Below are 22,632 nucleotides of genomic sequence, written 5' to 3' on the forward strand. Positions count from 1 at the left end.
CCACGACACCATAACCATCAAAAATGAATGAAGGACAGAGAAAAGGCACGAAGAAGTGTACGGATGGCCATCGCGGCCATCGCAACGGCATCCATGCTCATCCCGCTCGCCGCATGCGGCGGAAGCGGCAAGGCGACCACCGATGCCAACGGCAAACCGATCGTCACCATCCAAGTCAGGCGCAACGTCACCGACAACCCGATGAAGAAAACCCAATTCTCCAAGGATCTCGAAGCCGCCTGCGACTGCACGATCAACTGGCAGGAAATCAGCGATAACGCATGGGGCCAGCAGAAGTCCGCCAAGATGGCTGCCGGCGACTTCCCCGACATCGGCCTGGCGTTGTACGACTCCACCGACGTCACCAAGTATTCCTCACAGTTCGAAGACATGTCCAAGGACCTGTCCAAGTTGCCGAACGTCCAGAAGTTCTTCAAGGCGCAGCCTGACGCCAAGAAGTTCGCAGAAGACAACGGCCACCTGTATCTGCTCCCCTCCGACCGCGGCAAAGGCTACCGCGTCTCCGCCACGCATATGTTCATCAACAAGACCTGGCTTGACAAGCTCGGCCTGCCGGTCCCGACCACTTGGGGCGAGCTGAAGACCACGCTTGAGGCCTTCAAGACCAAGGATCCGAACGGCAACGGCAAGGCCGATGAAGTCCCGATGAACATCCGCGGCCTCGGCTTCGGTCTGTGGAGCCCGCTGACGCTGATGAACTCCACCGGCCTGACCACAAGCTTCATGGGCGCCTCCGCATCCAGCCAAGGCTACTATGTCAAGAACGGCAAGGTCGCCAGCTACCTGACCTCCAATGAGCTCAAGGACACCATCAGCTACCTGCATTCACTGATGGCCGAAGGGCTGATCCCGAAGGACGCGCTGACCCGCGACGCCTCCAAGTACAACTCGCAGACCATCAGCGACGGCAAGACCGCCATCAGCGGCGTCACCTTCGGCTGGTCCAACTACTCGGAGTTCGGTGACAAGCTCGCCGATCAGTACATCACCCTTCCTCCGCTCAAGCAGAAGGCCTCCGACCCGGATTCCAAGGTCAAGTGGGATTACTCGCAGCCTGCAGCTGAATATGCCTACGTGCTCAGCCTCAGCCCGAAGACCGCGAACAAGGACGCAGCGCTCAAGCTCATCAACGCGATGTACAGCGAAAAGCTCTCCGTCTCCGGCTTCTACGGCTCCATCCCGGATATCGTGACCGACAACGGCAACCACAAGTACACCATCGACAAGGCCAAGGCCTACGCCGAGTATCCGGACACCCGTGCCGTCGCACTCCAGGATCGCTTCGCCGGCTGGATCCCCGATGACGCGACGATCGTCAACGACACCAACGCCGAGCAGGTCACCGCCAGCGATCAGGCCGTGCGTGAAACCATCAAGAAGAACGTCGACCCGGTCAAGGACGTCATCCCGATCTGGGTGCACCCGAGCAGCGAAGACATGGACACCCTGTCGAACAACAACACCGCAATCTTCAACTACACCGACAACCAGCTGGCCAAGTGGGTGCAGAAGGGCGGCATCGACAGCGAGTGGAGCGACTACCTCAAGAAAGTCAAGGAACCGACACTCGGCCTCGACACCAACATCAAGATCTGGCAGAAGTACTACGACAAGCAGGCCTGACGCCACATCCTGACACACTCACATAACTGAACCGGCATCGCGCCCGGGGTGTACAAGCACAGCCTGTTCCACCCCGGGCCCAGACCACGACAACACTTGCCCTTGAATCCTTGAACGGTGGAGGGGTCACTCCCCTCCACCCCTCCTCTTTTTCCCATGCCGATGATCGCATACCAGGCTCCAGACAGTAGCCAACGCACTTCACCGGCCCGGTGAGCACATAGAACAACCAACCATTGGAGCTAACATGGCTACGCAATCTCTCAGCGCAACGCCTGCCGCGCCTGCACAGGACAGCCGGCGGCCATCCAGCGTTGCATCAGGCACGACAAAGAAGCCCAATATTTTCAAACGAATCGCCCAGCATTTCCGTCGCTATTGGGAACTGTGGCTGCTCAGCGCCCCCGCACTGATCTTCGTGGCGATCTTCGCCTACGTGCCGATGTGGGGCATCCAGCTGGCCTTCCGTAAGTTCGACCCGGATAAGGGCCTGACCGGCGGCGATTGGGTTGGATTCTACTACTTCAAGCAGTTCTTCCACTCCCCGTTGTTCGGCGAAATCATGACCAACACCATCCGCATCAGCCTGTGGACCCTGGTCATGAGCTTCATCTTCCCGATCATCCTCGCACTGCTCATCAATCAGATTCACTCCACCAAGGTCAAGGGCTTCGTCCAGACCGTCACCTACATGCCGCACTTCATCTCCGTCGTGGTCATCGTCTCGATGCTCAACATCTTCCTGACCCCCGGCAGCGGCATCATCGGCCGTTTCCTCGGCCCTGAAAGCGTCATGGGCAACCCGAAGGCGATCACTTCCGTCTACTGGATCTCTGAAGTCTGGCAGCATTGCGGATGGAACTCCATCATCTATCTCGCCGCACTCGCCGGCGTCGACACGTCCCTGTATGAAGCGGCCAAAATCGATGGCGCAGGACGCTGGCAGCTGATCCGCACGGTCGATATCCCAGCGATCATGCCGACCGCCGGCATCCTGCTGATCCTGAGCATGGGCAGCGTCTTGAACGTCGGCTTCGACAAGATCTTCCTGATGCAGAACTCGCTGAACCTGCCCGCCACCGAGGTCATCTCGACCTACACCTACAAAATCGGTATTCTCAACAGCCAGTTCTCGTATTCCACCGCAATCGGCCTGTTCAATACGGTCGTCAACTTCGTCTTCTTGATCACGGCGAACGCGATCTCCAAGAAGATCTCTGAAACCAGCATTTTCTAGGAGCCAACCATGTCAACAACAACAGTTACGCCAGCCCCGAAAACCTCGGGCGATGAAATCCCCTGGAACAAGCATCAGCGCCAGCATCTGACCCCAGGTGACTGGGTGGCCTCGATCATCATCTACGGCCTGATCACCTTGGCGGTGATCGCGGTCCTGTACCCGCTCTGGTTCGTGGTCATCGCGTCCTTCTCCAACCCGAACAAGGTCGCCGCCGGCGACGTGTTCCTTCTGCCGAAGGGCGTCACCTTCGTCGGATACGCCAAGGTGTTCGCGAACGCCCGCATCTGGCGCGGCTACCTCAACACCATCATCTACTCGGTGGTCGGCACCGCGGTGAACCTCGCGGTCACCATCCCCTGTGCATTCGCGCTGTCCCGCAAGGAATTCAAGCCGCGTCGCGTCATCCTGTTCCTGTTCACCGTCACGATGTTCATCGCCGGCGGCCTGATTCCGAACTACTTGCTGTACAAGCAGCTCGGCCTGCTCAACTCCATGTGGGTCTTCATTCTCCCGGGAGCGGTCAGCGTGTACAACGTCATCGTGGCGCGTTCCTTCTTCGAAACCTCAATCCCTGAAGAGCTGTTCGAAGCTGCCCAGCTGGATGGTGAAAGCTACCTCGGCTACTTCTTCAGGATCGTGATCCCGCTGAGCTCCGCGATTCTCGCCGTCATCGGCCTGTACTACTTCGTCGGCCACTGGAACGACTTCATGACAGGCTTGATCTTCATCACCGATGACGAGAAGCAGCCATTGCAAGTCGTGCTTCAGCAGCTGCTGCTCGTTGCGCAAGGCACCGCGACCAACGTCGATGCCGCAGCCCAGCAACAGGCCGCAGACCAGATCAAGTTCGGCATCATCATCGTTTCGACGCTGCCGCTCATGGTCATCTACCCGTTCCTGCAGAAGTACTTCAACAAGGGCGTCATGCTCGGAGCGGTCAAGGGCTGAGCCCACAACGCACTTGCCGGGATGTCGTTATCCCCTTTGCGGCATCCCGGCGATTTCTCGCACCGCGGGTGCACCGGTCCCGCCGTCACCCGCACACGACTTGACTTGAAGGAGAGTCATGTTACGTTCATTCGCCGTAGGATACGAACGCTTCTGCCGCGTCGTACTCATGATTGCGGTCACCCACGTGGCGTTCCTCGTCCACACCCTGATGGGCGTGGTCGTCATCGGTCTGTTTCCCTCGATTTCGGCAACCTATACGACATACCGCACCTGGTGGCTTGACGAAGACCACAGCTGGAGCATCCGCCAAACCTGGACCGTCTTCCACCGCGCGTGGAAGGACGAGCTCGCCGGCGCGAACCGGTTCGGCTGGCCTCAAGCGCTGTTGTGGCTGTTGCTGATGTTCGACTACTGGGTGGTGAACTTCCATGACGCCGGAACACTCGGATACGCCAGTGCAGGCGTCTTGCTGATCGGCATGGTGTTCTACGGCCTGTTCTGCAGCCTGTCATGGGCGGTAAGAGCCAACTTCAATGAATCCGGTTGGTGGATTGTCCGCATGACCCTCCAGATGGTCATCGCGCGTCCGCTGTGCAGCCTGTGCCTGACCGTCCTGGTCATCCTCACAGTATGCGCATGGATGACATGGCCAGGACTCGTCCCCGCATTCGGAGTAGCATTGCCAGTGTTCTTCGTCATGATGATTGTCGGCAAATTCGGCAAAGTACCGGGCATGGCCAGGCCGACCGAAGACGACAAGCCCCGTCTGCGCTTGCAGACGACCGGCACCGCAGACAAGTAAGGAGCACGTATGGTATCTCTCAAAGATATCGCCAAACAGGCAGGTGTCTCCGTCTGCGCTGTATCCCTCGTCCTCAACGGCAAGTACAAGAATCGCGTGAGTGACACCACTGCTGAGCATATCCGTGAAACCGCGGCATCACTCCACTATGAGCCGAATATGCTCGCACGGACGCTGAAAACCAACAAGTCGCACACCTTGGGCTTCGTCACCGACGAGATCATCACCACGCCTTTCGCAGTGCGTATCATGCTCGGAGCGCAGGAAGCCGCCCGCAAACTGGGCTACATCCTCATCTCCATGAACACGAACAACGACAAGTCGCTGGAACGGCAGGAAATCGCGACACTCAAGCGTTACCACGCCGATGGCTTCCTATACGCGTTCATGTACCATCGCGTCGTGGACGTTCCTTCGGCCCTGCGTTCCATGCCGACCGTTGTGGTCGATGCCGAGGATGCGAACCATGATTTGCCGTCGATCTACCCTGATGAATTCGGCATCGGCTATGACGCGACCAACCGGCTCATCAAGGCGGGTTGCCGAAGGATTGCGTATTTCGGCTCAGAATCAGGAATCATCGCCCAGCCGCAGCGCCTGGCAGGGTATCGCAAGGCGCTGCACGATGCCGGTATGAACGATGATCCGCAGCTGATTGTGAGAGCGACGGAACACCAGAACGCCGATGAACGGGCCGTCGACTTGCTGAAAGTCGCCGCACCTGACGGTGTGTTCTGCTTCAATGACGTCCGAGCTTCGTCCATCTACGCCGCGGCGAATGAATTGGGCATGACGATCGGCAAAGACATCTCGATCGTCAGCGTCGACAACCTGCCGAATATCACCGACGCGTTACGCCCAGGACTGACCACCATCGAATTGCCGCATTATGAGATGGGCTTCGAAGCGGTCTGCCAGCTCGTGGCGATGATCGAACAGCGAGACAAGCCGGACATCAAGCCCGACCAGATGTTTCGCTCATCCTTCGACACCGACGATACATTCACGACAATGCATGGTTCAATCATCGAGCGGGACTCCGTCCAACACGCAGCTCACGGGAACGAGTGACGGCAGACCAAAAGCACTGACCGGAACCAGCCCAAGCAAACCGGACGAGCTGTATAAGCCCATCGTCGAGGCCACCGCCGCACGTCGTGGCATCCGCCCATAACCGGCCATGCCCGCGGCAACCCACCAATTTTCAACCAACAACCACCATTGCAAAGGAGCATCATGCTTCCCCCTACCAACACCGCCAGCGCGCGTATCGCCACCGGCGACTACACCCATCTCGACCTGTTCGTCGAACGCACGGACGAGCTGGCATCAATCAGCTTGTCCCGCCCCAGCGATGGAGCCACCATTGCATACGCGGTCATGCCGAAGAACGAAAACCGTCACCATTTCCAGTTCGACGTGCCCGCCGGCACTGACCTCGACATCAGTATCAATCAAGCGGTCTGCCGTTTCGGCTATCTGAGCGAAAGCGACGATGATCTCGACAAGGGCATTCAGTACGTCAATCTCGATCCGGATTTCGCACAATGGGATACGCTGCCCACCACGGCGGCCATCTACCGTCAGCCGGAACGCACTGGATCGCATTTCGAGCCGATCGCACGCTGGATGAACGATCCGAACGGCTTGTGCGAATTCAAGGGCCGCTACCACCTGTTCTTCCAGTTCAACCCGTACGGATGGGGCTGGGACTGCATGCACTGGGGGCACGCGGTGAGCCGGGACCTGGTGCATTGGACGCATATGCCGATCGTACTGGAACCGCAGCCTGAGTTCGCCACAGACCATACACTGACCGGCGGCGCGTTCTCCGGCTCAGCCATCACCGTGAACAACGACGGCTACCCGTGCAAGGGTGAAGATGCCGATGCCATCCGCTTTGTACTCACTCGCCACACTGAAACCCGCGGCGATGAGCATTCCGTCGAAGAATACCAGACGACCTGCCTGAGCCATGACGGCATTCACTTCGAGGTGGAAACGCCATGGATCACCCGGCCGACGCCGACGACCGGGCTGGATTTCCGCGATCCGAAGATCGAAACCAACCTGCCGCTGAACGCAACGCACAACGGACGCGCATGGATTGTGACCGCCACCAACCAGCCGGTCGACGAATTCGACCAGAATGCCGATGCCGGCATCAGCCGCGCATCCACCGCCGGCTGGTTCGCCACCTACCCGATGGGCAAGCCGGGTGAAGCGCAGGAAAACCAGACGACCGTGCCTGTCATGACGCTGTTCTCCACCGCCCTGCCGCTGCACCGCAACTCTGTGTGGCAGTATGAGGGACCGGTCCTCGCTGATTTCGGTCATCAGGTCTCCCGTACCTACGAGTGCCCGGATATGTTCGCGCTTGACAACCGCACAGTCGCCTGCGGAGCGCTGATGCACTACCGCACCGCAGAGGGCGGTTTCCAGCCGGTCCGTTGGTATGTGGGCGATCTCAACGATGACGGGAAGGCACCGCGTCTGACCGTAACATCCAGCGATTGGATCGACTTCGGTCTTGGATACTATGCGACACAAAGCTTCCGCGATGACCACGACCGCCGTATCGTCATCGCATGGATCGTCGACCATGCCGGCGTCCGTCGGGAAGGACCCTGCCGCGCCAACGGCATCATGTCGCTGCCGCGCGAACTCCACGTCGTCAACGACCGTCTGGTCGGCAAGCCGATCAAGGAAGTGTACGATCAGCTGGTCGGCACCCCAATCCAGATCGACACCGCCAACAGCACCACATCGAATGTCAAGCAGTGGTCTGCGACATGCCCGAACGACTCGTATTACGCGGATATCACGCTGAATGACGACGCCGACTTCACTCTGACGATCGCCGAGAACCGCAACACCAACGGCAGCACGCCGGAAAGCCTGCGCTTGGTGCGTCGTGACGGAGTGACCCGTCTGGCGACGAGTGGGCAAGGTGATTTCGACAAGAACACCTATGACAGCGGGATTCACGATGTGCGCCACATCGAGGTGTTCTTCGACCATCAGGTCGCCGAAGTGTTCCTCAATGACGGCGAGGCAGCGGGAACCATGCTGTTCCAGGCCGGTGAGCCGCAGGTGCGGATGAAGCTCGAGGCCCAGGGCAATGTCACCGCGTGCAAGGTGAACACGCTCAGCACCATCTGGTGACCCAAACCGGTAACTCATTCTACCTTCTGCCGACGCTGACATCGCTCTCAGCGTCGGCAGAAGGTGTTGCGTATTATCTGGGTTGCTTCGTGTCGCCTGTCGCAGGGCTGCTCGCCGCCTCGTCGACCTCTTCCTCGACGGTTTCCTCAAGGCCGGCACGTTCCAACCCGTTCATCGGGTACAGGAAAATCGGCAGCATCATGAGGCACCCGACCAGATAGAACAGGTCCGGCAGCGAGAACAGGTGAAAGAAGGTCACGCTGTTCGGCAGTAGGATGCCGGCAACCACCACGGCCATACCAATCGGCGGCAAAGTCGACCAGAGAGTCGGATTCGGGGCGTTGTCAGCGCTTTTGCGTTGCACAGAATCACGATACACGGGGATGATGAACATAAGCCCGCCCGCGATGGTAAGCACATCAGTGAGTTTGAGCGTGCCGAACAGTACAATCGGCCTCGTCTGGAAGAGGACAAAGGCGACGAACATGACCAGCAGCCCGGCGACGGATACCACGGTTGACTTCTTCATGGCAAACCTCCTTGCGATACCGCCCGGCTCGTCAGTGAATCGGGCGTTGCGATACCTTCCAGTGTAGTCACACCATCTCGGAATGCCGGTAGCGACGTGCGCATGATGTCAGAACAGGTCGCCTTGGGCGAATTCATCCTCCTCTTGCCGCAATGCTGTGCGGCTGAATGCCTCGTCGCCATGTTCGGCAAGCTCCCGCTCAGCCATCTGCGAGCGCTCGCGCAGAATACCGTCCAGCCTGACAGCTTCAGGCGAAACAAGGAACGCGCGTTCGTTGATGCCGTCTAGGTATAGCCCGTCCATGGATTCGACGCGGGAGAGCGCCACGTATCCCATGCCTGGGGCGAAGGTGCGGCGCAGGTCCATGCGGGCTCGGTCGAGGGTCATGCCTTGCGATTTGTGGATGGTGATCGCCCACGCACAACGTAATGGGACTTGTTTGACGGATGCGAGCACGGTTTCTCCGTCCATCATCTCCCATGCCGCAGGTTGCATGATGACAGTGTGTCCGTTTTCGAAGTCGACCATGGGGTATTCGCCTTCTGTGGTGGATACGAAATCCACCACGGTGCCAAGCGACCCGTTGACGTACTGCTGGTTGGTGTCGTTGCGTAGGGCCATAACCGCGGCTCCGACTTTGAGGCTGAGCATTTCAGGCGCGAGCATGGTGCTTTTGAGGCGTTTGATGAGAGACACTTGTCCTGACGATTCGGCTTCGAAACGGTGTTCCGGCTCGTTGATTTGGGCGAGTTTGCTGTCATTCAGCGCGTCGGCTTGCCGGTTGTTGGGGTACAGGCTGATGGCGACATCGTCCCCGGCGGGTTCCACGCCGATCCGGGTGTCGAGCGCCTGACGGTCGGTGTCGGTGACGGTTCCTTGCCGAATATCGGTGAGCACGTCAAGCAGTTGGCCGGTGTCTTGGCGATGCTGTTCGGTCAGGTAGCATACGACGGGATTGAGTTCGGGCCAAATCAGGGATTCGGTGACGAATCCGTTCGGGTTGCGTCCAGCTTTCGCGTAACGCTCGCGCATGGCGACCAGTTCGGGCGGCGGAGCGACAAGCTCGCGGTCACGCCGGGTGTTGGACACTGGGGGCAGTTGGAACAGGTCGCCGGACATGACCACTTGGAGCCCGCCGAAAGGTTCCGAGCTGCGGCGTACGGCGCGGCACGCCTGGTCGACCATGTCGAACAGCCAGGCGTGCATCATGGAGATTTCGTCAATGACGAGGATATCGGTGGCACGGATGCGTTTGCCGCGTCGCGTTTTGATTTGTTTGAGCAGCGTATCGGTCATGACTTGTGCGACACCGACACCGCTCCAGGAGTGGATGGTCTGCCCGTTCAGATGTGTGGCCGCGATACCAGTGGACGCGGTGACCGCGACGGACGCCCCACGCTGTCTTGCTTGCTTGACGAATTGGTTGAGCACGTAGGTTTTGCCAGCCCCCGGGGCGCCGGTGAGGAACACGTTGGCTCCCGCGTTGAGGATTCGTAGCGCGTCAGTTTGCCGCATGTGATGGCCTTTCCTGTCGCTCCCGGGCAGCAAGCATCGTTTCGATGACGTGCAGGACGCCGTGGTCCGTGTTCGCGGGGGCGATGAATCGTGCCTCCTGAAGCAGATCAGGGTAGGCGTTGGCCATGGCGAAGGACCACTCCCCTGCCCCAAGCATCTGCAAGTCGTTGAGATAATCACCGAACACCATGGTCTGTGCGGGTGTGATGCCCAACTGTTCTTGCAACGCGACCACTCCACGACGTTTGTCGGTATGCGCATCCATGATATCCACCCAATGCGCGCCCGAGACAACCACTTGGTATTGATCGCGCAGCGGGGCGAACAGGCGGTCTGACGGTACGCGCACATCGCCGAAATCGAAGACCGCCACTTTGAGGATCCGGTCGGCGTCAGGGCCGCTCACCGCCCCGTGCAGGTCGTCAAGGAAGGTAAGACGGTGATAATACTTGCGGCATTCATCCACGAAAGGTGCATCCTTGCGATTGATGTACGCGCTGCGCTCCCCGCAAATCACCATGCCAACGTCATGGCCGTGAGGCAGGCTGGCACCGGCAAGCAGATCGATCATCCGTACCACCGCATCCGCAGGAAGCGCGGTCACGCTGACCGTCCGCCCGTTCGCCACCACAAGATTACCGTTTTCCGCGATGAACGAACCGGATGGCATGGCGTCGCCGAACATGTCACGCAAAGTGAAAATCTGCCGTCCACTCGCCGGCACGAATTCAATGCCCGCACGTTGCATGCGCTCCAGTAGCGGCCAGAATCCCTCCGGGATACGGCCGTCGCCGTCAAGCAGTGTGCCGTCCATATCGGCGACAACCATGGCGATATCAGCAGGAAGTGGTGTGGATGCGGTCCATCGCGTCGCGCTCATGCTTGGTCCTTTCACATTGTGGTATGGCCGATTGCAATGCGGCCGATGCATGCCGGCAACGTGTCCGATGGCTGCCGGACAGGATTCCTCGCCACTGTTGCTCGCTCGTTACTCGAGAGCGTTGCCGTTCTTCTCGTAGGTACGCAGCAGACTGGTTGCTTCGATATGGCGAGCACCCACCTGTGCCGCTTCGGCGTCCGGGCCTGGGGTCGGGACGAACAGCATATCGCGGTAATAACGCAGCTCGTCGATGGATTCGATGATATCGGCAAGCGCACGGTGGCCGCCGTTCTTCGCCGGACGGTTGCGGTAGACGTCCGGGTACCAGCGTCGGGTGAGTTCCTTGATGGTGCTCACATCAATGACCCGGTAATGCAGATGCTCCATGAGGGCGGGCATGTACCGGTCGAGGAATTTCTTGTCGGAGCCGACGGAGTTGCCGGCAAGCAGCGGCTTGACTCCGTCCGGGGTGAACCGTGCGACATACTCGGTCACCTTGCGCTCGGCCTCTTCAAGGCTCAGGCCATGCTCCCATTCGTTGATCAGGCCGGAACGGGTGTGCATGGCGCGCACGAAATCATTCATGTGAGCGACGGCAGCGTCGGACGGCTTGATGACATAATCCACACCTTCGTCGAGCACATTGAGATCGAAATCGGTGGGGACGACGGATACCTCGCACAGCTCGTCATGGAAAATATCCAGTCCGGTCATTTCGCAGTCAATCCAGATCATGCGTGAGCCTTGTGCGGTATAGGTTTCCGCATCATGTGCATCTACCATTTGCGTGCCTCTTTCTTTGCGTGGTTGCGGTCACGTCCCCGCCGGGGCGTATGCGATGCCCCCGCGGACAGGACCTCTCAGGTTACCGCGGGGGCAGGAGATACCGGTGGTATCAGATATTCGATCGTTCTTCGGCGGCGTGGATCTCGGCCGCGACCAGATCGTCATCGACCTTACGGTCGGCGGGATCGTCAAGATAGTGGTCGAACTCGTGCAGTACGGCGGCTTCGGGGGCCGGGGTGAGCAGCGAGACGATGACGATGAGCAGCAGGGAGACGATGAACGCGGGCAGCAGCTCGTAGATGGCGAACACTCCGCCCAACGGCTTGATGAGGTTATGCCAAATGAGCACCATGGCCGTACCGCCGAGCATGCCGGCGATCGCACCGTATTTGTTGGTGCGACGCCAGTACAAGGACAGCAGCATCAACGGGCCGAAGGAAGCGCCCAAACCGGCCCACGCGTAGGAGACAACCTGGAAGATCGAGGAATTCTGATCGAACGCCACGAAAATACCGAAGAGGAACATGACCAGCAGCGTGGCGCGTGCCACCATCATCACCTGCTTGTCCGTCGCCTTGCGGTTGATGACACCACGGTAGATGTTCTCACCCACCGCACTTGCACCGATGATGAGATAGGACGAGGAGGAACTCATGGATGCGGCGAAAATGCCGGACACCACAATGCCGCACAGGAAACTCGGCAGCAGCGCTTGGGCGATCACGATGAAAATGTTCTCGGCGGCAGCCTGGGTGCCGAACTGGGTGGGCATCATCGCGCGTCCCGCAAGACCGATGCACACGCCGCACGCAAGCGAAATCACGCACCACGTGGTGGCGATGATCCGGGATTTGCGGATCTCCTCGGAGCTGCGGATCGACAGGAACCGCACCAGCACTTGCGGCATGCCGAAGTATCCCAGACCCCAAGCGAGCATGGAGATGATGGTGATGATGCCGTAATCCGTCGGGGCGCCGAATACCGCCTTGCCATCACGCACGATTTGTTCGCCCATGGCATTGAGCACCGGCGTCGCCAGATGTGTCCCGTCGAGGAAGCCAGGAATACCGCGCAGGAAGGTGACGGTATTGTCCACGCCACCGACCGAGGCGACCGAGCCGATGAACACGACGGCAAGCGCGAAGAACATGAGCATGCCTTGGATGAAGTCGGTGACCACAACGGACAGGTAGCCGCCGATCAGCGTGTAGGCGAACACGACGGCGGCGCCGATCACCATGGTCAGATGGTAATCCCAGCCGAACAGCGTGGAAAACAGCTTGCCGACCGTCACGAAGCAGCTACCCACGTACACGCAGAAGAAGATAAGGATGATGATGGCCGCAATCGTGGAAATAACGTTCTTCTTGTCGTGGAAACGTTTGGAGAAGAAATCCGGCACGGTGATGGCGTCGCCCGCCACCACGGAATACCGGCGAAGACGACGCGCCACAAGCTTCCAGTTAAGATACGTACCGATGGCCAGACCGATCGCCGTCCACATGGCGTCGGCCGCGCCCGTGAAATACGCGAGACCCGGCAAGCCCATGAGCAGCCAACCGCTCATATCGGAAGCCTCGGCGCTCAACGCCGTCAGCCACGGGCCGACCCCGCGACCACCCGCGAAATACTGTTTCGCCGAGGAGTTCGAACGTTTCGAATAAGCAAACCCGATGGACAGCATGGCGGCGAAATACAGCACCATGGCGAACAATACCCAAAAGTCTTTGGCGACCATAACCTTCTTCTCTCAATCATGACGACGGCGTCAACCACTGCCGGGCAGGAAGCACAAAGCGGACAGACGCCTTTCGCTGGTCTCTTTCGTTGGTCTCAGTACCAAGAAGGCGGCCGCTCTGATGCGCATGGCAACAGGGCGGCCGCCTTGCAATCCAGCAACAGCCGCGGAATCACACCCGAGGGCTGTCAGGACATCAGTTGTTGTGGAAGCCGGAGTAGTTCGGCGCTTCCGCAGTCATGACGATGTCATGCGGATGGGATTCACGCAGACCCGCGTCGGTGATGCGGATGAAACGGCCACGCTCCTGCAGCTCCTTGATGTTGTGCGCACCGACGTAGAACATCGACTGGTGCAGGCCGCCGATCAGCTGGTAGAGGACGGCGTTGAGCGGGCCACGATACGGGACTTCGCCTTCGACGCCTTCCGGCACGACCTTGTCGTTGCTGGTGACATCAGCTTGGAAGTAACGATCCTTGGAGTAGGACTTCTTGCCTCGCGGAGCCATGGCGCCCAGCGAGCCCATGCCGCGGTACAGCTTGTACTGCTTGCCGTGCAGCAGAACCTTCTCGCCCGGGGCTTCCTCGCAGCCTGCGAGCACGCCGCCAAGCATGACAGTGCTCGCGCCGGCCACCAGCGCCTTGGCGATATCGCCCGAATAGTGGATGCCACCGTCAGCGATGCACGGCACGCCCGCGGCCTTGCACGCCTGGGCGGCCTCGTAGACGGCGGTCAGCTGCGGGACACCGACACCGGCGACCACGCGGGTGGTGCAGATGGAGCCCGGGCCGACGCCGACCTTGACCGCGTCCGCACCGGCATCGATCATAGCCTGGGCACCTTCACGGGTCGCGATATTGCCGCCGATGATCTGCACGCCGTTGAACGCCTTGTCGGCCTTGAGACGACGGATCATATCAAGCGCCAGACGGGCTTCACCGTTGGCGGTGTCCACGACGAGCACGTCGACACCGGCTTCCATCAGCGCGGAGGCACGCTGCCAGGCGTCACCGAAGAAGCCGATGCCGGCAGCCACACGCAGACGGCCCTGGTCGTCCTTCGTGGCATCCGGATACTGCTCGGTCTTCACGAAGTCCTTGACGGTGATCAGACCGGTCAGATGGCCCTCGTTGTCCACGAGCGGCAGCTTCTCGACCTTGTACTTGGCGAGCAGATGATGCGCGTCTTCCTTGGAAATGTTGGACGGACCGGTGATCAGGTGATCCTTGGTCATCACGTCCTTGACTTCGAGACGGTCATAATCCTCGGAGGGAATGAACCGCATATCACGGTTGGTGATGATGCCGACGAGCTTGTTGTCCTTGTCCACAACCGGCAGGCCGGAAATGTGGAACTTGCCGCACAGCTTGTCAAGATCGGCGAGTGAGACTTCCGGGTTCACGGTCAACGGGTCGGTGATCATGCCGGATTCGCTGCGCTTGACGATATCGACCTGAGCGGCCTGGTCGTCAATGGACAGGTTACGGTGAAGCACGCCGATGCCACCGTTACGCGCCATGGCGATGGCCATATCGGATTCGGTGACAGTATCCATGGCCGCGGAAATCGCCGGGGTCTTCATGGTGATCTCACGAGTGAGATGGGTGGTGGTATCGACTTCGGACGGAATCACATCCGTCGCGTTCGGAAGCAGGAGCACATCGTCATACGCGAGGCCGAGCTTGGCGAAGATAGGAGGGACAGGAGCATATGCTTGCGCTTGCGTATCAAAATTTGAAGCCATATCCACACTATAAGGTCGTGACCTGACTTGCGACACGCGAACACAGCCATATGAGACCAAGCCAGATTACCCCCCACGCCACCATCGGCAACACGCAATACGGGAAAGCCGCGGAATTATGCGCGTTTCGCGGTGTGTTGCACTGGGGGTGCCGGAGGTTCAGATATCGGACGCTCCACAGCGACATCCTGATGGTCCGCCACGCGCGAAGAGTCGGAGGCGACGGCGCTGTCATCTTGGCCTTCCACCCGACTGCCGCCCTGCGCGGGACTGACATGCTGCGCGGCATGATGTTTGTCGTACACCGCATCCTCCTCGATAATCTCAGGGATACGATGGCGCAGGTACGGCAGCATGGTAAGCACAGTCAACACCGCCGCAGCACACAGGAAACCAATGACGACATACCGCACATCGAAGAACAGGATCATAATCGACCCGAAAGAGATAAGCGCCGCCCACCCCCACAAAATCAAGACCGCTCCTTGGACGGAATGGCCGATCTTCAGCATCCGGTGGTGCAAGTGCATACGGTCAGGGTGCATCGGCGACTGTCCTTTGCTTAAGCGGCGGACAATCGCCAAACACATGTCGAGCACCGGCAGGAACAGCACGAGAATCGGCAGCAAAATCGGCATGAACACCGGCACGTACACGCTCGTGTGAATCGAAGCAGGATCAAGATGACCGGTCATGACAATAGATGCGCACGTAATAAGATACCCGAGCAGCATCGACCCGGAATCCCCCATGAACAGTTTCGCCGGATGCCAATTATGCAACAGGAAACCCACACAAATACCAACCAACGCCACGTCAATCAGCGTGGCCATAGACGCATAACTCGGCGAAGAACGGGCAAGCACATACGAATACAAACCAAACGCGATACCGCCGATAGCGACGATACCGGCGGCAAGCCCGTCCAAGCCGTCCACAAAATTCACCGCGTTAATCGACGCGACAATCAAAAACGCGGTAATCGCCATGGACAATGTCGGCGAAGCCGTCACCAACGACCCCAACGGCAGCGAAATAATCTGCAAGCCGCCCCAGGCCACGAATACGGAAATCAGCAGCTGGCCCGCCATTTTCAGCATCCAGTCAAGATCCCACAAATCATCGGCCATACCCAGCAGACAAATCATCACGGCGCCCGCCAACACCACCCAAGCCTGCTGATTGGCGGTAAACAAGCCGGAAATAAACGGAATATGGCTGGCGAACAGCATAGCGACCACGAAGCCGACCAGCATGCCGAGGCCGCCCATACGCGGAGTAGGGATGGTGTGCACGTCACGTGCACGCACCTTGCCGACCGCTCCGATACGGATAGCAAGATGACGGATCAGCGGAGTAACCAGCCACGTGGCACCACCAGCGACCGCGGCAATGAACAGGTATACCCTCATGCGCCAAGTCCCCCGCCGTTGATATGCAATGCCTCGCGAACAACGGCTTGCGGGATCACTCCCTCACGCAGAATGCTGATGCCGTCACGCTCCGTTGAATCAGCGGCAACCACCGTACTGGCGACATGCCCCTGGGTCGGGCCGCCGTCAAGATACAAATCCACCTGATCGCCGAACGCGGCGACAGCTTCGTCGATACTCTGGGCGCTCTCATCGCCGGAACGGTTCGCGCTGGATGCCGCAACAGGCCCTGTCGCGCGCAAAATACGCAGCGTCAACACGGAGTTAGGCACACGGATGCCTTGCGTCGCACGACCATCGGATTCACGGCGAATCGTCTTCAACCGGCAATCATCCTGGGCGATGGCGATCGGCGAGAACGCCCCAGGCAGGAATGCGGCCGCCAAACGGTTCAACGGCGCCGGAAGATACAATCCCAAATCATCCAACGCGTCAACATCAGCCATGATGACCTGCAATGCCTTATACCGCGGCCGCTGCTTCAACGCGTAAATACGGTCGATGGCCTGCTGGTTGAACGGGTCACAGGCAATACCGTAAACCGTATCCGTGGGGATGACGACAACGCCACCCTGCTTGATAATTCGCGCCGCCCGCGCAATGGACTCCTCGTTGACCGTACAAACCTCGCCCATAACACCTCCGATTGTTCCGTCACTATTGCACCATCGTGTCCAGACGTGTCTGACGCGACCGACCGCAATCATCGCGGTCATGCCGTTTACTTCACAGCGAACAGATAGCGTGGACGTGACGTGTAATCCGCCCCGGTGCGCGCCTGCGAAAAACCGTTCGCCAACGCGTACGTGAGCAGACGGTCGGCCTGCGTGATGTCATGCTCAAGCACCAATACGCCGCCATCACGCAACAAGGCGAAAGCGCGACGAATAATACGCTCCGGAATCAGCGTGCCGTCAGCGGAACCGCCATACAACGCGGCTTGCGGATCATAATCACGCACTTCAGGCTGGGTCGGCGGCTGGGACATCGGCACGTACGGCGGATTCGTGACCACCAAATCGATGGAGCCGTTCAATGCCGCGAGCGTTGTGGTATCCGTGGCATCCCCCGCCTCGAGATGATAGTTGTAGCCTGCCGCCGGATCCTTGTCCGCCACACGTTTGGCATTGCGTTTCGTCCATTCAAGCGTTTGCTGGTATTTTTCCACCGCCCATACTTCAGCCCCACGCACTTCGGTGACAATGGACAAGCCAATAGCGCCACTGCCCGCACACAAATCCACAACCTTCGGGGCGTACAGGCCTTCACGCGTCAGCCAGTCGATACCAGCTTGCACCACGATTTCGGTTTCCTGCCGGGGAATGAACACGCCCGGCCCGACTTGCACATCAAGATAACGGAAAGGAACATGGCCGACAATATACTGTAACGGTTCACGCGAAGCACGACGGTCCATCATCGAACGAAACACGGCAAGCTGCTCGTCAGTGACATCGATACTGTCACTCATGACCAAAGCTTTATCGATATCGCGAGGGCTGATACCACAAGCTTCAGCGAACAGCAGACGGGCATCATACCGGGCGGTTTCGATACCCGCGTCCTTAAGCCTCCCGGTCGCTTCGGCCAGCATGTGTCTGAGTGATTCAATGCCCATGCGCGATAAAACTCCCTTCCGGTATATGTGTTCCGTGCCGCCGATGTTGTACGCCGGCGAATGCCTGACAGTTCGGCAGCAGCCGTTGACGCCGCTGCCGAAAGCAGCTTACCGGTCAGGACGCGTCAGCACCATGAAGCTTCTGCTGTTCGAGACGCGCCGCCTCATCCGCCTGGATGTCGCTGTCAATCACCGCCTGCAAGTCGCCGTCAAGCACCTGGTCAAGGTTGTACGCCTTGTAATTCGTACGATGGTCGACAATACGGTTTTCCGGGAAATTATAGGTGCGGATGCGTTCGGAACGATCCAGCGAACGGACCTGGGAATGGCGCATATCCGCCGCCTCCGCCGCCTCCTGCTCATGCTTCATGGCCAGCAGGCGGGATTTCAGGACGCGCAACGCGGATTGACGGTTCTGGATCTGCGACTTCTCATCCTGCATGCTCACCACGATGCCGGTGGGAATGTGGGTCATGCGCACCGCAGAATACGTGGTGTTCACGGACTGGCCGCCGGGACCGGAACTCATGAAAATATCAATCTTCAAATCTTTGGGGTCGATTTCAATCTCATCATCATCGTCATCCGCTTCGGGGAAAACGATCACGCCGGCGGCCGACGTCTGGATACGCCCCTGCGATTCAGTGACAGGGATACGCTGCACGCGATGCACGCCGCCCTCGTATTTGAGGCTCGCCCACACACCATCCTCCGGGGCGGGCGTGCCTTTCGCGCGGATGGCGAGCTGGACGTCCTTGACGCCGCCAAGCTCAGTGGTGTTCTCGCTTTGGATGGTGGTGGACCAGCCGCGTTTTTCCGCATACCTCAAGTACATGCGCAACAGGTCGCCGGCGAACAGTGCAGCCTCCTCGCCGCCGGTACCGGCCTTGATTTCCATGATCACATCACGGGCGTCATCCGGGTCGCGCGGGATCAGCGCGGTGCGCAACGCCTCCTCGGCCTTCGGCAGCTCAGCTTCAAGCCGCTTGGCCTCAGCGGCGAAATCCTCATCCTCCGAGGCCATCTCTCTGGCAGCCTCAAGATCGTCACTGATCTGACGGTACTTGGTGTACGCGGCAACGATCGAACCGAGTTCAGCATGGCGGCGACCAAGCTTACGGATTTTGTCGGGGTCGGACGCGACCTCAGGCTGCGCCATCTGCCGTTCGATGTCGTGATATTCCTCCACTGCGGTTTTCGCCGCGGGGAACTGATCCTGTGGATCCTGTGCCATAACTATTCCTCGTTACCGTTATACGTGTTCGCGCGGGTTCCAACCGTCCCGGCCAAGCCCTGTGCCATAAGCGCCACGACGACGGTCAGCCGCGCATCGGTGACCACGCTTCATCTTGCTCAACTTCACTATCATATAGTCACGCTTAGCCAAGGTACGTATTCGCGTGGTTGTAACCGGGACTGCAGGATGCCAGTCAGGTGCCGTGCGACTGAAGCATCGCACCGCACGGCGATACCGCCGACAACCGGGAAGAACTCGCTGATATCTCGCAGGTGTGCGACTGAATCGATGCATAGCACGGTGATACCCCGCATGGACAGCAAGAATCCTCCGACATCACGGTGTCGTGTGACCGAACCGTCACACGACAGACCGATACCGAGGCCAGATGACGAAAACCATGAGCTATCTCGCAGGCGTGTGACCGAACCGTCACACCGCGGCGAGATACCTCACGGCATGCGAATACCGGCGAGCCGCCATTGCCGCGAAACGCCGGAAAAACAACAACGCCAGTCCGAAGACTGGCGTTGATAGAAGCCTTACTTGCTGCGCTTGCCGTAACGCTTCTCGAAACGAGCCACGCGGCCGCCGGTATCCAGAATCTTCTGCTTACCGGTGTAGAACGGGTGGCAGTTCGAGCACACGTCAACCGTCATATGATCGCCAGGGGCGGTGGTACGGGTGACAAACGTGTTGCCGCACGAGCAGGTGACCTGCACGGCATGATAATCGGGATGAATGCCCTGCTTCATGGTATGTCTCCTATGGAATTCGGGGGACCCGGGTCGCCAGCCCCTATGGCGGGCGTGAACCGGAACCTCGAGTATTGTACGCGCCACAGGCGACGACACGCCAAACATGCCGTCAGCTTAACCGTCGAAACCACAAGAAAAGTGGGGCCTCACGGGCTTGAACCGTGGACCAGCGGATTATGAGTCCGATGCTCTAACCGACTGAGCTAAGGCCCCACGTTGGAGCAAACCAACTTATCCAATATAGCAAATCCCCTGACCGCACGCGCCGCATCCGGAGCTCCGAGAAACAGATGCGGATATCGCGCGGATTGCTTGGGATCCCCAAATCACAGGATTTGATATCGTGCGATCAGCCGGTCGCCCCAACAACAGGCGGATCAGTCCGCCAGACCGCGAATAGCACGCCCCGAAGCGAACCGGTCAAGCGCGCCGGTACGCGCGATAGCCAAATACAGGAACCAGCTCATAACGCCGGCGAACACCACGCCGCCAACCACTTCACTGATCAGATGGACAATGCCGCGCGGGCTCAACAACGCGACACCCTGATACCGGAAGAACAGCAGATAGAAGCCGTATTCAAGCGCCACGCACAATCCAGAAGCGATACTCAGCGGCAGATTGTACTTGCGGTACCGTGCCAGCGCGAACGGAATCTCCGCGAACACGCCTTGCAGTGCGGCGGAAATAAACACGAAACTGAACGCGAAACTATTGCCGAACACCATCTCGGCGACCGCACCCACCAGATTCACATACACGGCAGCGCCAGGCTTGCGGATAATCAGCAATGCAAGAGGACCGGAAAAATACCAGAATGCATGCAGCACACTCGCGATGCCCGGCAGCAGTGCGCCCAGCACCGGCGAAATCGCCTGATACGCGAAGTTGAATCCCCAGAACACAAGCCCGCATGCGACGCCGAGCGCGGCGCCGACGGCGATATCGGCAGTGGTCCAGCGCAACGTAACCGGATGCGCAGCAATCACAGTGCCGTTGCCTTGGGAAGATGGATATGTGGATTTGGCCAGATCGGCCTGATTGCGAGCAGAGTTGCCCATGGGATTCTCCTGTCCCTCATGGCCGCACACAGTATTGTCTCGGAACTCGGGCGTTCCTTGACCTGTGCGACTCGGGCGGGAACGCCACATGCCATGGTAGCGGGCATGCACACAAACGGGAACCCGATGCGGCGTGTTCCCGGCGCGTTCTCGGCAGTTCCCGAGATGTCCTCGGCATGTTCTCGATTTCTCCCGGGAAGCCCGGTTACTGCTGCTCGTTGATGAACATCTTCATCGCGTTATCCGCGATGACCTTGGTGGTGACCAGATCGACGCCACCTCCGATTACTCCGCCGACGACCGGGATGAGTTCTCCTATGTTGATAACACCCTTTTGTCCGAATTTGGTGACCAGGCGGAAGCCAACTGCCTGATTGATTTTCGTCAACGCCTTGCCCGGAACTTTCTTCACGGCGCTTGTAGCAAGCTTGCCGCCGAACTGAATGCCAACATCTTTCAGCACGTCGCTCATGGCTTGTCCCGTCATGCAGACGTATGTCATGGTCTGCACTTGATCTGTTCGCGGATCAAAGCCACCAATCTGCGCGACAGCAGCAATCATGCGAAGTTGACAGTACCAGACTGTACCCAAGTTTGCTGGCACAGCCACAGGAAGTGTAATCAAACCACCCAGGCTCGTCAGAAACCCAGAGGTGGTGCACTTAAGAATCTGCGTATTAATCAGGGCCTCCGCGGCCTTACGCGGAGTTGAGTAACGGGATGTGTAATCCTTTACCATGTCTTCCACTGATTCGCTCACATGGGGAATACCATCCATCGCTTTTCCATAGCACGTGTCGAGAATCTCCACTATCTGGTCGGAAGACAACGCTTCTTGGGTCTTTCCGATTGCTTTCTTTCCAGCATCAACTACACTGGCCGCCCCATTGCCGACATTGTGCGCGACTTCCTGCCCCGCTCGGGCGACCGCGGCGGCACCGTCACCGATGCCACGCGACACTTGCTTCCCCGCCCCCGCGGCGGCAGACAGACCGGATTCGAAAGCCCGTTGGACACCAGAAAAATCAAAATCCACCATCGGAAGTCTCCTTCTCTCAGCGTTCCACTCATACCCTGCATACGGAACGTGTGACGACGATTGGTCACATAATATCAGCCGCACAATCCAAACTCTGGCTGAAACACGCCGAAAACCGCCCCGAGATACCCCCGCAATAACCCCCGCGGGAAGCCCCGGAATGGGCGATCCACGCATAGAAATTTCTGTGTATGAGAATAACGCGGTGCTTATTATCCAGCTAGTTGCTGCTCAGGCTTAAGTGTCTCGTGGGGTAATCAATCGGTACGGTCATTGGCCTCAATCCGGCGGGTCGGCAAGCCGAAACACATCCATCTGTTAATAGTGTTTCTGGCACAAAGCTGGGCTACGCATTCTCGGATATACACAACCCGGCAGATGCCACCAGATATAACCGCCATCCGAAATATTCCCTCTCGCCACGCATGCCACGACATACGCAACGTGCCACATCCCACCAAGCAACCCAGCCGCCGACGGATTTGCCCAAGG

Annotated in this window: 19 protein-coding genes and 1 tRNA gene; 6 read left to right on the forward strand and 14 right to left on the reverse strand. The window is 59.0% G+C overall.

The window, feature by feature from the left end; all coding sequences use genetic code 11:
• Window positions 1–27 precede the first annotated feature (27 nt).
• From BBOU_RS06685 to BBOU_RS06710, 6 genes are all read left to right on the forward strand, one after another.
• Entirely contained in the window at window positions 28–1,644 is a 1,617-nt protein-coding gene (locus BBOU_RS06685) for a type 2 periplasmic-binding domain-containing protein (protein ID WP_033490317.1), read from the forward strand.
• Between the two features lie 247 nt (window positions 1,645–1,891).
• Window positions 1,892–2,881 (forward strand): ABC transporter permease, encoded by a 990-nt coding sequence (locus BBOU_RS06690; RefSeq protein WP_026502289.1) that lies wholly within the window; start codon window positions 1,892–1,894, stop codon window positions 2,879–2,881.
• A 9-nt stretch (window positions 2,882–2,890) separates the two neighbouring features.
• Complete coding sequence (locus tag BBOU_RS06695; RefSeq protein ID WP_026502290.1) at window positions 2,891–3,832, forward strand: carbohydrate ABC transporter permease; 942 nt, start codon at window positions 2,891–2,893, stop codon at window positions 3,830–3,832.
• Between the two features lie 118 nt (window positions 3,833–3,950).
• Complete coding sequence (locus BBOU_RS06700; RefSeq protein WP_026502291.1) at window positions 3,951–4,637, forward strand: YesL family protein; 687 nt, start codon at window positions 3,951–3,953, stop codon at window positions 4,635–4,637.
• 9 nt (window positions 4,638–4,646) lie between these two features.
• On the forward strand, window positions 4,647–5,708 hold the full coding sequence (locus tag BBOU_RS06705) for a LacI family DNA-binding transcriptional regulator (RefSeq protein WP_033490318.1): 1,062 nt from the start codon (window positions 4,647–4,649) through the stop codon (window positions 5,706–5,708).
• Between the two features lie 165 nt (window positions 5,709–5,873).
• Window positions 5,874–7,802 (forward strand): GH32 C-terminal domain-containing protein, encoded by a 1,929-nt coding sequence (locus BBOU_RS06710; protein ID WP_026502292.1) that lies wholly within the window; start codon window positions 5,874–5,876, stop codon window positions 7,800–7,802.
• A 73-nt stretch (window positions 7,803–7,875) separates the two neighbouring features.
• Here BBOU_RS06710 and BBOU_RS06715 read toward each other — a convergent pair whose 3' ends face one another.
• The 14 genes from BBOU_RS06715 to BBOU_RS06780 form a co-directional block, all read right to left on the reverse strand.
• Window positions 7,876–8,331 carry a hypothetical protein gene (locus tag BBOU_RS06715; protein ID WP_051616583.1) on the reverse strand — a complete coding sequence of 152 codons (456 nt, stop codon included), beginning with the start codon at window positions 8,329–8,331 and terminating at the stop codon, window positions 7,876–7,878.
• 108 nt (window positions 8,332–8,439) lie between these two features.
• The gene (locus tag BBOU_RS06720) at window positions 8,440–9,846 is read right to left on the reverse strand and encodes a PIF1 family DEAD/DEAH box helicase (RefSeq protein ID WP_026502293.1); all 1,407 of its coding nucleotides are present in this window, start codon (window positions 9,844–9,846) and stop codon (window positions 8,440–8,442) included.
• On the reverse strand, window positions 9,833–10,726 hold the full coding sequence (locus BBOU_RS06725; protein WP_026502294.1) for a Cof-type HAD-IIB family hydrolase: 894 nt from the start codon (window positions 10,724–10,726) through the stop codon (window positions 9,833–9,835). The genes BBOU_RS06720 and BBOU_RS06725 overlap by 14 nt, the downstream gene beginning before the upstream one ends.
• Before the next feature lie 108 nt (window positions 10,727–10,834).
• Entirely contained in the window at window positions 10,835–11,509 is a 675-nt protein-coding gene (gene orn / locus BBOU_RS06730; RefSeq protein WP_026502295.1) for an oligoribonuclease, read from the reverse strand.
• A gap of 112 nt (window positions 11,510–11,621) precedes the next feature.
• Window positions 11,622–13,250: a sodium/proline symporter gene (locus tag BBOU_RS06735; protein WP_026502296.1), complete on the reverse strand. Its 1,629-nt coding sequence runs from the start codon at window positions 13,248–13,250 to the stop codon at window positions 11,622–11,624.
• A gap of 196 nt (window positions 13,251–13,446) precedes the next feature.
• Window positions 13,447–14,994, reverse strand: a complete 1,548-nt coding sequence (gene guaB / locus BBOU_RS06740) for an IMP dehydrogenase (RefSeq protein ID WP_026502297.1) — start codon at window positions 14,992–14,994, stop codon at window positions 13,447–13,449.
• Window positions 14,995–15,110: 116 nt separating this feature from the next.
• Window positions 15,111–16,406: an MraY family glycosyltransferase gene (locus BBOU_RS06745; protein WP_238552125.1), complete on the reverse strand. Its 1,296-nt coding sequence runs from the start codon at window positions 16,404–16,406 to the stop codon at window positions 15,111–15,113.
• The gene (locus BBOU_RS06750) at window positions 16,403–17,062 is read right to left on the reverse strand and encodes an L-threonylcarbamoyladenylate synthase (protein ID WP_026502298.1); all 660 of its coding nucleotides are present in this window, start codon (window positions 17,060–17,062) and stop codon (window positions 16,403–16,405) included. Before BBOU_RS06750 ends, BBOU_RS06745 begins: the two co-directional genes overlap by 4 nt.
• Before the next feature lie 86 nt (window positions 17,063–17,148).
• Window positions 17,149–18,045 (reverse strand): peptide chain release factor N(5)-glutamine methyltransferase, encoded by an 897-nt coding sequence (gene prmC, locus BBOU_RS06755; protein ID WP_051616584.1) that lies wholly within the window; start codon window positions 18,043–18,045, stop codon window positions 17,149–17,151.
• Window positions 18,046–18,160: 115 nt separating this feature from the next.
• Window positions 18,161–19,279: a peptide chain release factor 1 gene (prfA, locus tag BBOU_RS06760; RefSeq protein WP_026502300.1), complete on the reverse strand. Its 1,119-nt coding sequence runs from the start codon at window positions 19,277–19,279 to the stop codon at window positions 18,161–18,163.
• A 545-nt stretch (window positions 19,280–19,824) separates the two neighbouring features.
• Window positions 19,825–20,037 (reverse strand): 50S ribosomal protein L31, encoded by a 213-nt coding sequence (rpmE, locus tag BBOU_RS06765; protein WP_026502301.1) that lies wholly within the window; start codon window positions 20,035–20,037, stop codon window positions 19,825–19,827.
• Window positions 20,038–20,179: 142 nt separating this feature from the next.
• Window positions 20,180–20,253, reverse strand: a tRNA-Ile gene (locus BBOU_RS06770).
• A gap of 164 nt (window positions 20,254–20,417) precedes the next feature.
• Window positions 20,418–21,101 carry an ECF transporter S component gene (locus BBOU_RS06775; protein WP_238552127.1) on the reverse strand — a complete coding sequence of 228 codons (684 nt, stop codon included), beginning with the start codon at window positions 21,099–21,101 and terminating at the stop codon, window positions 20,418–20,420.
• A gap of 205 nt (window positions 21,102–21,306) precedes the next feature.
• On the reverse strand, window positions 21,307–22,140 hold the full coding sequence (locus tag BBOU_RS06780) for an EcsC family protein (protein WP_081815435.1): 834 nt from the start codon (window positions 22,138–22,140) through the stop codon (window positions 21,307–21,309).
• Window positions 22,141–22,632 lie beyond the last annotated feature (492 nt).

Source organism: Bifidobacterium boum (genome assembly GCF_000741535.1).
Classification (GTDB): Bacteria; Actinomycetota; Actinomycetes; order Actinomycetales; family Bifidobacteriaceae; genus Bifidobacterium; species Bifidobacterium boum.

Bases quoted from the DNA above. Each gene is read 5' to 3' on its own strand.
- prfA (WP_026502300.1), bottom strand. From the start codon at position 19,279: ATGGCACAGGATCCACAGGATCAGTTCCCCGCGGCGAAAACCGCAGTG.
- BBOU_RS06750 (WP_026502298.1), bottom strand. From the start codon at position 17,062: ATGGGCGAGGTTTGTACGGTCAACGAGGAGTCCATTGCGCGGGCGGCG.
- BBOU_RS06735 (WP_026502296.1), bottom strand. From the start codon at position 13,250: ATGGTCGCCAAAGACTTTTGGGTATTGTTCGCCATGGTGCTGTATTTC.
- guaB (WP_026502297.1), bottom strand. From the start codon at position 14,994: ATGGCTTCAAATTTTGATACGCAAGCGCAAGCATATGCTCCTGTCCCT.
- prmC (WP_051616584.1), bottom strand. From the start codon at position 18,045: ATGGGCATTGAATCACTCAGACACATGCTGGCCGAAGCGACCGGGAGG.
- BBOU_RS06780 (WP_081815435.1), bottom strand. From the start codon at position 22,140: ATGGTGGATTTTGATTTTTCTGGTGTCCAACGGGCTTTCGAATCCGGT.
- rpmE (WP_026502301.1), bottom strand. From the start codon at position 20,037: ATGAAGCAGGGCATTCATCCCGATTATCATGCCGTGCAGGTCACCTGC.
- BBOU_RS06710 (WP_026502292.1), top strand. From the start codon at position 5,874: ATGCTTCCCCCTACCAACACCGCCAGCGCGCGTATCGCCACCGGCGAC.
- BBOU_RS06690 (WP_026502289.1), top strand. From the start codon at position 1,892: ATGGCTACGCAATCTCTCAGCGCAACGCCTGCCGCGCCTGCACAGGAC.
- BBOU_RS06705 (WP_033490318.1), top strand. From the start codon at position 4,647: ATGGTATCTCTCAAAGATATCGCCAAACAGGCAGGTGTCTCCGTCTGC.
- BBOU_RS06700 (WP_026502291.1), top strand. From the start codon at position 3,951: ATGTTACGTTCATTCGCCGTAGGATACGAACGCTTCTGCCGCGTCGTA.
- BBOU_RS06725 (WP_026502294.1), bottom strand. From the start codon at position 10,726: ATGAGCGCGACGCGATGGACCGCATCCACACCACTTCCTGCTGATATC.
- BBOU_RS06685 (WP_033490317.1), top strand. From the start codon at position 28: ATGAAGGACAGAGAAAAGGCACGAAGAAGTGTACGGATGGCCATCGCG.
- BBOU_RS06695 (WP_026502290.1), top strand. From the start codon at position 2,891: ATGTCAACAACAACAGTTACGCCAGCCCCGAAAACCTCGGGCGATGAA.
- orn (WP_026502295.1), bottom strand. From the start codon at position 11,509: ATGGTAGATGCACATGATGCGGAAACCTATACCGCACAAGGCTCACGC.
- BBOU_RS06775 (WP_238552127.1), bottom strand. From the start codon at position 21,101: ATGGGCAACTCTGCTCGCAATCAGGCCGATCTGGCCAAATCCACATAT.
- BBOU_RS06745 (WP_238552125.1), bottom strand. From the start codon at position 16,406: ATGAGGGTATACCTGTTCATTGCCGCGGTCGCTGGTGGTGCCACGTGG.
- BBOU_RS06720 (WP_026502293.1), bottom strand. From the start codon at position 9,846: ATGCGGCAAACTGACGCGCTACGAATCCTCAACGCGGGAGCCAACGTG.
- BBOU_RS06715 (WP_051616583.1), bottom strand. From the start codon at position 8,331: ATGAAGAAGTCAACCGTGGTATCCGTCGCCGGGCTGCTGGTCATGTTC.